This is a genomic window from Streptococcus caecimuris, from assembly GCF_943193075.1.
Classification (GTDB): domain Bacteria; phylum Bacillota; class Bacilli; order Lactobacillales; family Streptococcaceae; genus Streptococcus; species Streptococcus caecimuris.
On the sequence record NZ_CALPCT010000034.1, the window covers coordinates 1 to 8,538 of the forward strand.

Sequence of the window (8,538 nt, forward strand, 5' to 3'; positions counted from 1 at the left end):
AGCTTTTACAGCCCTACTCAACTGTGCGGAGGTGGGACGACGAAATCGAATTCTAAAGAATTACCGATTTCTGTCCCTCTCTCTTTTAGTTTAGATATTTAATGAAGAACTCAATTAGTTTCATGATTTGTGTAAAGAACCAAGGCAGAAATAGAAGAGCTAGGAAAGCAACATGCCATTTCCAATAGAGTGAAACCAAGCCAACGGTTTCTCGAATCCAAGCTGATGGGAGATAGTAAAAAGCTGTTCTTGAACCGATACTTCGACCAGGTATTTTCAATCGTCTCATAAAGACACCTGCACGGAGCGCGTGAAAAGAATTGGTCACCACAAGGACTCGCTTGCCAAGCCCCTCTTCTTCAAGGATACGCTTGCTAAAGGTCAGGTTTTCAAAAGTAGTACGAGAGCGATTCTCGATGAGAATGGCATCTTCAGGAACCCCGTGTTCCATCAAGTATATGGCCATAGCTTCCGCCTCAGCGATCAGCTCATCTGACCCTTGGCCACCAGAAACAATCAGCTTTGGTCGTCCCTCGAACTGCTCATAAATGGCCTTTCCCTTTTCAAGACGCTGGGCCAAGAGTGGGGGAACCTTGTCTCCGATCAAACCTGAGCCAAGGATGATGATGGCGTCTGGCTCTTTGCGAACTGGAAAGAGATTGCAAAAAGTCCCATAGGATACATAAGAGAGGTAGAGAAAGGTCATGTAAAACAGGGCGAAGTCAGTCAGATAAATGAGGATGTCATTCCCTGGGAAATAGGGTAGAAAATGTAGTGCCAAAGCTCCGATAATAAACAGTCCATAAAGCAGAGAGAGGAGGTTGGCCAGTCTTTTTCCTTCAAAAGCCATCATTTGACGGCCGTTAAAAAGGAGAAAGATAGATGAGAAAATAATGCTGAGAAAAACGAGGATGGAAATCACTACAAAGACAATCATTGCAATTTGTTGATTAAACCATAGCTCAGTTCGAACGACTAGTAGAAATGCAGAAATCAGTAGAAGAAGCCCCAGGTTTATCGAAAAGAGATAAGCATTGAAAAGCCTTCTGCGATCACTCATAAAGAACAATAAAAAGATAAGAGCTGGAAATAACCAGAATAGATATAGATACATGTTTTGCACCTCGTAAAATCTTACATCCATTGTACCATAATGACTGATAGAAATAGCGGATTGTTCATGCAAATAAGTTGCTTTCTTCAAATGAATTTGATAAAGTTAAGATTATCGTTTTTTTAAGGAGATCGTATGTTACGAAAAGGTTCCCTGACAGGTTTATTACTGTTTGGTATTTTTTTTGGTGCTGGAAACCTGATTTTCCCACCGGCTCTTGGTGCTTTATCGGGTAATCAATTTTGGCCAGCTATTGCTGGGTTTGTCCTTTCAGGCGTGGGAATTGCCATTGTGACCTTGATTATCGGTACACTTAATCCCAAAGGATATATTGATGAGATTTCTCGTAAGATTTCACCTGTTTTCGCGATTGTATACTTAGTTGCGCTTTATCTTTCGATTGGTCCTTTCTTTGCTATTCCAAGAACGGCGACGGTATCTTTCGAAGTGGGGATAGCCCCCTTATTAGGTGGAATGAATGCCAGTTTAGCACTTTTCATTTTTACCCTGGTCTACTTTTTGCTAGCCTTTCTGATTGCTTTGAATCCATCTAAGATTCTAGATCGGATCGGTCGTATATTGACCCCGATCTTTGCGATTCTCATTTCGATCTTGGTCGTTCTTGGGGCTCTGAAATACAGTGGACATGCTCCAATGGTGGCCACAAAAGCCTATCAGGCATCTGCCTTTGGGCAAGGATTTTTAGAGGGGTACAATACCTTGGATGCCTTGGCATCTGTTGCCTTTAGTGTGATCGCAGTGACTACCTTGAATCAACTTGGATTTTCAAGTAAGAGAGAATACATCAAGACTATTTGGTTGGTTGGAATTGTTGTAGCCCTTGGTTTTAGTGTGCTGTATATCGGTTTAGGATATCTGGGGAATCATTTTCCTATTCCAGCTTCTGTTATGGCATCTGATAGCAATAAAGGGGTGTATGTATTATCAGAAGCAACCAAAGCGATCTTTGGTCCGACTGCTCAGATTTTCCTAGCAGGAATGGTGACGGTAACTTGCTTTACCACAACAGCTGGTTTGATCGTCTCTACCAGTGAATTCTTCCATAGTACTTTCCCTAAGGTTTCTTACAAGGTCTATGCAAGTGTCTTCACTCTGATTGGTTTTGCGATTGCCAACCTTGGCTTGAATACCATTATTGCTTTCTCATTGCCAGTCTTGATGATTCTTTACCCAATCACCATTACCATTGTATTGATTGTGATAGTGAATAAATTTGTGGCTCTTTCAAAACCAGGAATGCAACTGACTATTTTCTTGGCCAGCTTGGTCTCTCTTGCAAGTGTTCTGGCAAGTACCTTTAAAATTTCACTAGTAGAAAAGGGGATTGCTTTACTTCCATTTGCGGCTCAATCTCTTCCATGGTTAGTGCCAGTAGTCATCGGGATTCTTTTATCGCTCGTATTACCAAATAAACAAACGGCAGAAGAATAAGTTATATTAAAAACTCTAAAGGTTTGTGCTTTAGGGTTTTTCTTTTGAAACTAGTATCTAAATCCAAACTTTAGTAAAAAAACGTAGCAGAAATTTTTATTTTTTGTCAGTCAATGTTATACTGAATGTAGCATATCAATATACGGAGTGAACTATGAATCCAATCGTTTTTTCATTGACAGTTTTTCTTGCGGGTATTCTGTCTTTCTTTTCTCCCTGTGTCTTTCCTTTGCTTCCGGTTTATATTGGAATCTTACTAGGAAGTGATCAGGAAAAGGCTATCCAATTGTTCGGGAAAAAAATTCGCTGGCATGGCTTGCTGAAAACCCTTTGTTTTATTGCAGGTATTTCTGTTATTTTCCTCCTCATTGGTTTTGGAGCGGGCTTGCTTGGAAAGATCATGTACACCAATTGGTTCCGTTATCTGATGGGAGCCCTCATCATTATCCTTGGTCTTCATCAAATGGAAGTCTTTCATTTTCATTTCCTTGAAAAGCAAAAATCAGTAGATTTTGGAGCCAACAAACAGAAGAATGAATTGTTTTCAGCTTTTCTCCTTGGTCTTGGCTTTAGTTTTGGTTGGACGCCTTGTATTGGTCCAGTATTAGGATCAGTTCTTGCTTTAGCAGCATCAGATGGGCAAGATGCTCTTATGGGAGCTATTTATCTCCTTGTTTATACCTTGGGAATGGCCCTTCCGTTTTTACTGTTGGCCTTAGCATCTAGTCTGGTCCTACCTTACTTTAATCGTCTCAAACCCCATTTGTTATTGCTGAAGAAAATCGGCGGAGCTATCATTATTCTGATGGGAATTCTCTTACTTTTGGGACAATTGAACAGTTTGTCATCTATCTTTTCATAAATATATCGGAGGTTTAACGCATGATGAAAGGTATTAAATACGCTTGTTTCTCAGTTCTTTCTTTAGCTTTGCTGTCAGCTTGTTCCATGAATCAATCCAGTGAGAGTAGTATGGACAATCAGCCAACAATGAATACAACAACGAATAAGAATGCTTTGGTAGGAAAAGACGCTAGTGACTTTGAACTAAAGGATATGAAGGGGAATACGGTTAAACTTTCAGACTACAAAGGGAAGAAGGTTTATTTGAAATTTTGGGCAACCTGGTGTGGCCCTTGCCGGCAAAGTATGCCTGAACTAGAGAAATTGGTCAAGGATACGGATAGAGACTTTGAAATTCTGACCATTATGGCACCAGGACTCCAAGGTGAAAAAACAGAAGAAGAATTCGTTAAATGGTTTGATCAACAAGATTACAAGTCCGTACCGGTCTTGTACAACCCAGATGGTTCTGCATTTGCAGATTATCAGGTTCGCTCTATTCCTACAGAAGTCTTTATAGACAGTCATGGGAAAATTGGACATGTCCAATTAGGGGCTATTTCAAACGAAGATGCTAAGAAGATCATCAAGGAGTTACAATAAAAAAATGAAGCACGCAGCTTCATTTTTTTCTAGTTTCTTAGTTGCTTGCACCAGAAGTGGCATCGGCATCTCCGTGCCCTCCGTCACCATGTCCTCCAGCATCAGAAGCACCAGAAGTTGCATCTGCACTACCGTGTCCACTAGCAGGAGCAAATGGACCGCTTCCGCCAACTAGACGTTGTCCTGTTGTTTGTAGGTACCAGTCCAACCATGGTTTGAAGTTGAAGACAATCTCATTGATACCAGCGTATGAACCATCTTCATAGTACATAGCTTGGTAGTTGTGAGTGTTGATCACGCCTTCAGGAGATCCTGGAACAATAGTCCGAACATAGTCTTGGTTACCGTTACGAAGGGTACCAATCACCCATTCCACGTTTTTCATACGTGCTGGTGGTAGGGAGCCGTGAACGGTTGACATCCGGCTTCCTGATTGAGGTGGCACGCGTTTAGCAAACATGGTATCTGGATCTTGATGGGCATTGTTGTAGTAGAGGAATTGGTTGTTATCATCGGCATAAGTCAATTCAAATGGCATAGCCTTCAAGAACATATCAATTTGGTTAACGGTTAGGATACCGTGGTCGAGTTTGACATAGGTATCGCCAAAAACGGCACCAGTGATTTCAGCTACTTTTTCTACCCAGTCTGGATCGTCAGGATCGACTTCAGTAACAGTTGTAGCGATTGGATGATTACAATCCAAGTCTTCTGGTTCAATTGGTTTTGGTTTTTTCAATTTCGATACAACCTCAACGTATTTCATAAAATTATCCAAGCAGGTTTCAAGGAATTTGACGGTTCCCTCGTTGATGATATTGCCGTTTTCGTCAAAAGCTTCTTTCGCTTTTCCTAGAAGGAATTCATTCCCTGGAAGAGTGTAAGCATTGACACCTGGAGCATCAAGGATCTTACGGAGGTGAACCTGTGCGCGTGAAGTCCCTTGATCATAGTAAGAAGCACCGACGATCATAACCGGTTTGTTTTCAAATGGATGCACCTCGAAAGAGAGCCATTCAAGAACAGACTTGAGAGCAGCAGAGATCGTATGGTTGTGCTCTGGAGTGGCAATGATAACACCATCTGCACGAGTGATTTTGTTATATAAAAGACGCAATTGGAAACTTTCGTCCCATTTTTCATCTTGGTTAAACATTGGAACTTCGTCGATTTCAAGAACTTCCAATTCAAATTTGATTTTAAATTGGCGGCGAATGAATTCCAAAAGTTTACGGTTATATGATTGATCGTAGTTCGATCCTACAAGTCCAACAAATTTCATTCTTTTCTGTCTCCTATCTTACAAGTTTTCCCAGTCAAATTCTTCAGCATCTTTTCGAAGCAATTCTTGGGCGTTGCGCAATTTGTCTGTGATTTTTACAAACACACGGAAATCATCAAAGATGGCATCTAATTTTTGAATGACATCTAAATCCACCAAGTCTCCATTTTGATCAAAGGCTTGCAATGAATGAGAGAGCAAGAATTCATCTGGCAAAACAGTCGCTTTAATTTCTGGAGCATTTAAGATTTGGCGAAGTTGGAGTTGGGCGCGTGAAGATCCCAACGTACCGTATGATGCCCCAGTAATCATGACCGGTTTGTTCAACAATGGGAAGACTCCATATGAGAGCCAAGCGAGTGCACTCATCAAGACTGCTGGAATAGAGTGGTCGTATTCTGGAGTTCCAATAATGACCCCATCAGCTTCTTCAATTTTTGCAACAATATCCAAGACAGCTTCAGGCACTTGTTTGTCGGCTGGTTTGTTAAAGACAGGGATATCTTTAATTTCGACCAATTCGATCTCAGCCTTATCAGCAAAATGTTTTTGCATGTATTGAAGCAGTTGACGGTTTGTAGAACGTTTGGAGTTAGTCCCCACAATCGCAATAAGTTTTATCATGGAATATTCCTTTCTGATAGGAGAATTATAAATAAGATTGAAGCCCACTTGTATAGGCGATCTTGCCTGATTGAAAAACCAATAAGGTATCTATACCAGGAAGTGATTCAACAGTGTTGAGGATAGAAGCAGGAGATTCCCCGAACAAGCGGGTAGTCCATATCTCCCCGTCTACGGATCGATCAGATATGATGGTGATACTGGCTAAGTCTGTCTCGACCGGATAGCCCGTCGCGCTATCAAAAATGTGGTGAAACGACTGGCCGTCAACTTCTAAATGACGCTCGTAGATGCCAGAGGTGACAATAGATTTATCCTTGACAGAGAGGACCAGTAGGTGCTGACCTCTTTTTTCGACTGGATTTTGAATGCCAATCCGCCAAGGCTGTTGTTTGATAGGGTGTTGACCGACAGTGAGGATATTTCCTCCAAGATCGATCAAGGCATCTGTTACTCCCTGACTCTTTAAAAAGGTTGCAATACAGTCCGCACTATAGCCCTTAGCCAAGGCTCCCAAATCAATCTTCATTCCAGGACGTGTCAGAAAGACCGTATGGTTTTCTGGGTCGAGCTGGATTTGGTGAGGATCGATCTTGGCCAGAGCTTGATCAATTTCCCCTTGCTGGGGACGTCTAGCATCTGAAAATCCAATTCGCCAGGTCTGTACAAGAGGACCAATGGCGATGTTTAAATGGCTGTTCTGAGCTTGACTATGCAAGGTTCCTAATGCAATCAGTTCAAAAAGATCTGGATGTACTTGGACAGGAGCAATACCAGCTTGGTGATTGACCTCCATGAGTTCAGAACTTGCATCATTAGCACTGAAGCGATGTTCGTAGGAGCGAAGAAGTTCAAAGCAGCGGGCTAAGAGTTCATTCGCTTGTGGGTGACAGATCGAAACAGTGATGGTCGTTCCCATCAAACGTTCGGATCGACTACTTAGGTCCACTAAAAATCTATCCTTTCCTATTTTCACTTAATTACAGTATATCAAAAAGATATCGTTTTCACAATCCTTTCGAGCATATTGTTTGACATTTTTTGAAACATGTGAAGTGTGATTTTCTGGAAAATTGAAAAAAAGATCACAAATTCTGAGCAAAATAATTGTAACCGATATCATTTTTATGATATACTCAAGAAGTAAATTAAATTAAAGGTAGGATTTATTCTATGAGTAAAATCGTTGTTGTAGGGGCTAACCATGCCGGAACAGCTTGTATTAACACTATGTTAGATAATTTCGGAAATGAAAATGAAATTGTAGTTTTTGACCAAAACTCAAACATTTCATTCCTTGGATGTGGAATGGCACTTTGGATCGGTGAGCAAATCGATGGTCCTGAAGGTCTTTTCTACTCTGACAAAGAAAAATTGGAAGCAAAAGGTGCAAAAGTCTACATGAACTCTCCTGTTCTTTCAATTGACTATGACAACAAAGTGGTAACTGCGGAAGTTGATGGGAAAGAACACAAAGAATCATACGAAAAATTGATCTTTGCGACTGGATCAACACCAATCATTCCTCCAATTAAAGGAGTTGAAATCGTTCCTGGTAACCGCGAATTCAAAGCAACTCTTGAAAATCTTCAATTCGTTAAATTGTACCAAAACGCTGAAGAAGTGATAGAAAAATTGAAGGACAACAGCAAACACTTGAACCGTATCGCCGTCGTTGGTGGTGGTTACATCGGTGTTGAACTTGCGGAAGCTTTCGAACGTCTTGGTAAAGATGTTGTCTTGGTGGATATCGTGGACACTGTCTTGAATGGATACTACGACAAAGACTTCACTGACATCATGGCGAAAAACTTGGAAGACCACAACATCCGTTTGGCACTTGGACAAACGGTTCAAGCGGTTGAAGGAGATGGTAAGGTAGAACGCCTTGTAACCGATAAAGAGACCTTTGATGTAGATATGGTTATCTTGGCTGTTGGTTTCCGTCCTAATACAGCTCTTGCTGATGGTAAGATCGAACTCTTCCGCAACGGTGCTTTCCTTGTTGATAAGAAACAGGAAACGTCACTTCCAGGTGTATACGCAGTTGGTGACTGTGCGACTATCTTCGATAACGCTCGTAACGAAATGAGCTACATCGCTCTTGCGTCTAATGCGGTTCGTTCAGGTATTGTCGGTGCCTACAATGCGACTGGTCATGAATTAGAAGGAATTGGTGTTCAAGGTTCTAACGGTATCTCTATCTACGGCCTTCACATGGTTTCAACTGGTTTGACTCTTGAAAAAGCGAAAGCTGCTGGCTTCAATGCCACTGAAACTGGCTTCAACGACCTTCAAAAACCTGAATTTATCAAACACGATAACTATGAAGTTGGTATCAAGATCGTCTATGATAAAGATACTCGTCAAATCCTTGGAGCTCAAATGGTATCCCGTGATAGCGCCATCTCAATGGCTATCCACATGTTCTCACTTGCGATTCAAGAACACGTGACGATTGATAAATTGGCCTTGACAGACTTGTTCTTCTTGCCACACTTTAACAAACCATACAACTACATCACAATGGCAGCTTTAACTGCTGAATAATAGCTAAAGTTCTATTAAAAACTTTCCTTAGGTGAGTACGGACGTCATGGAACTTCGTAGAAGTTCCATG

At 41.3% G+C, this 8,538-nt stretch carries 8 protein-coding genes; 4 read left to right on the top strand and 4 right to left on the bottom strand.

What is annotated here, in order from left to right:
• Window positions 1-85 precede the first annotated feature (85 nt).
• On the bottom strand, window positions 86-1,114 hold the full coding sequence (locus NFR56_RS09515; protein ID WP_251458773.1) for a YdcF family protein: 1,029 nt from the start codon (window positions 1,112-1,114) through the stop codon (window positions 86-88).
• A gap of 135 nt (window positions 1,115-1,249) precedes the next feature.
• Here NFR56_RS09515 and brnQ point away from each other — a divergent pair, with 135 nt between their 5' ends.
• The 3 genes from brnQ to NFR56_RS09530 all read left to right on the top strand — a co-directional run bounded on the left by brnQ (window position 1,250) and on the right by NFR56_RS09530 (window position 4,012).
• Window positions 1,250-2,566, top strand: coding sequence for a branched-chain amino acid transport system II carrier protein (brnQ, locus tag NFR56_RS09520; RefSeq protein ID WP_251458776.1), 1,317 nt, complete (start codon window positions 1,250-1,252; stop codon window positions 2,564-2,566).
• 154 nt (window positions 2,567-2,720) lie between these two features.
• On the top strand, window positions 2,721-3,428 hold the full coding sequence (gene ccdA2, locus NFR56_RS09525) for a thiol-disulfide oxidoreductase-associated membrane protein CcdA2 (RefSeq protein ID WP_049482972.1): 708 nt from the start codon (window positions 2,721-2,723) through the stop codon (window positions 3,426-3,428).
• A 23-nt stretch (window positions 3,429-3,451) separates the two neighbouring features.
• Complete coding sequence (locus NFR56_RS09530; protein ID WP_191904627.1) at window positions 3,452-4,012, top strand: TlpA family protein disulfide reductase; 561 nt, start codon at window positions 3,452-3,454, stop codon at window positions 4,010-4,012.
• A gap of 37 nt (window positions 4,013-4,049) precedes the next feature.
• Here the strand turns inward: NFR56_RS09530 and NFR56_RS09535 are convergent, their stop codons facing one another.
• The 3 genes from NFR56_RS09535 to NFR56_RS09545 are packed head-to-tail and all read right to left on the bottom strand — an operon-like array spanning window position 4,050 to window position 6,867.
• On the bottom strand, window positions 4,050-5,294 hold the full coding sequence (locus tag NFR56_RS09535) for an NAD(P)H-dependent oxidoreductase (RefSeq protein ID WP_251458779.1): 1,245 nt from the start codon (window positions 5,292-5,294) through the stop codon (window positions 4,050-4,052).
• 18 nt (window positions 5,295-5,312) lie between these two features.
• On the bottom strand, window positions 5,313-5,918 hold the full coding sequence (locus NFR56_RS09540) for an NADPH-dependent FMN reductase (protein ID WP_021153165.1): 606 nt from the start codon (window positions 5,916-5,918) through the stop codon (window positions 5,313-5,315).
• 25 nt (window positions 5,919-5,943) lie between these two features.
• Window positions 5,944-6,867 (bottom strand): FAD:protein FMN transferase, encoded by a 924-nt coding sequence (locus NFR56_RS09545; protein WP_338146957.1) that lies wholly within the window; start codon window positions 6,865-6,867, stop codon window positions 5,944-5,946.
• A gap of 224 nt (window positions 6,868-7,091) precedes the next feature.
• Here NFR56_RS09545 and nox point away from each other — a divergent pair, with 224 nt between their 5' ends.
• Window positions 7,092-8,468 (top strand): H2O-forming NADH oxidase, encoded by a 1,377-nt coding sequence (nox, locus tag NFR56_RS09550; RefSeq protein WP_003001563.1) that lies wholly within the window; start codon window positions 7,092-7,094, stop codon window positions 8,466-8,468.
• Window positions 8,469-8,538 lie beyond the last annotated feature (70 nt).

Excerpts from the sequence above, each read along its gene's own strand:
- NFR56_RS09515 (WP_251458773.1), bottom strand. The coding sequence starts at position 1,114 with ATGTATCTATATCTATTCTGGTTATTTCCAGCTCTTATCTTTTTATTG.
- brnQ (WP_251458776.1), top strand. The coding sequence starts at position 1,250 with ATGTTACGAAAAGGTTCCCTGACAGGTTTATTACTGTTTGGTATTTTT.
- ccdA2 (WP_049482972.1), top strand. The coding sequence starts at position 2,721 with ATGAATCCAATCGTTTTTTCATTGACAGTTTTTCTTGCGGGTATTCTG.
- NFR56_RS09530 (WP_191904627.1), top strand. The coding sequence starts at position 3,452 with ATGAAAGGTATTAAATACGCTTGTTTCTCAGTTCTTTCTTTAGCTTTG.
- NFR56_RS09535 (WP_251458779.1), bottom strand. The coding sequence starts at position 5,294 with ATGAAATTTGTTGGACTTGTAGGATCGAACTACGATCAATCATATAAC.
- NFR56_RS09540 (WP_021153165.1), bottom strand. The coding sequence starts at position 5,918 with ATGATAAAACTTATTGCGATTGTGGGGACTAACTCCAAACGTTCTACA.
- nox (WP_003001563.1), top strand. The coding sequence starts at position 7,092 with ATGAGTAAAATCGTTGTTGTAGGGGCTAACCATGCCGGAACAGCTTGT.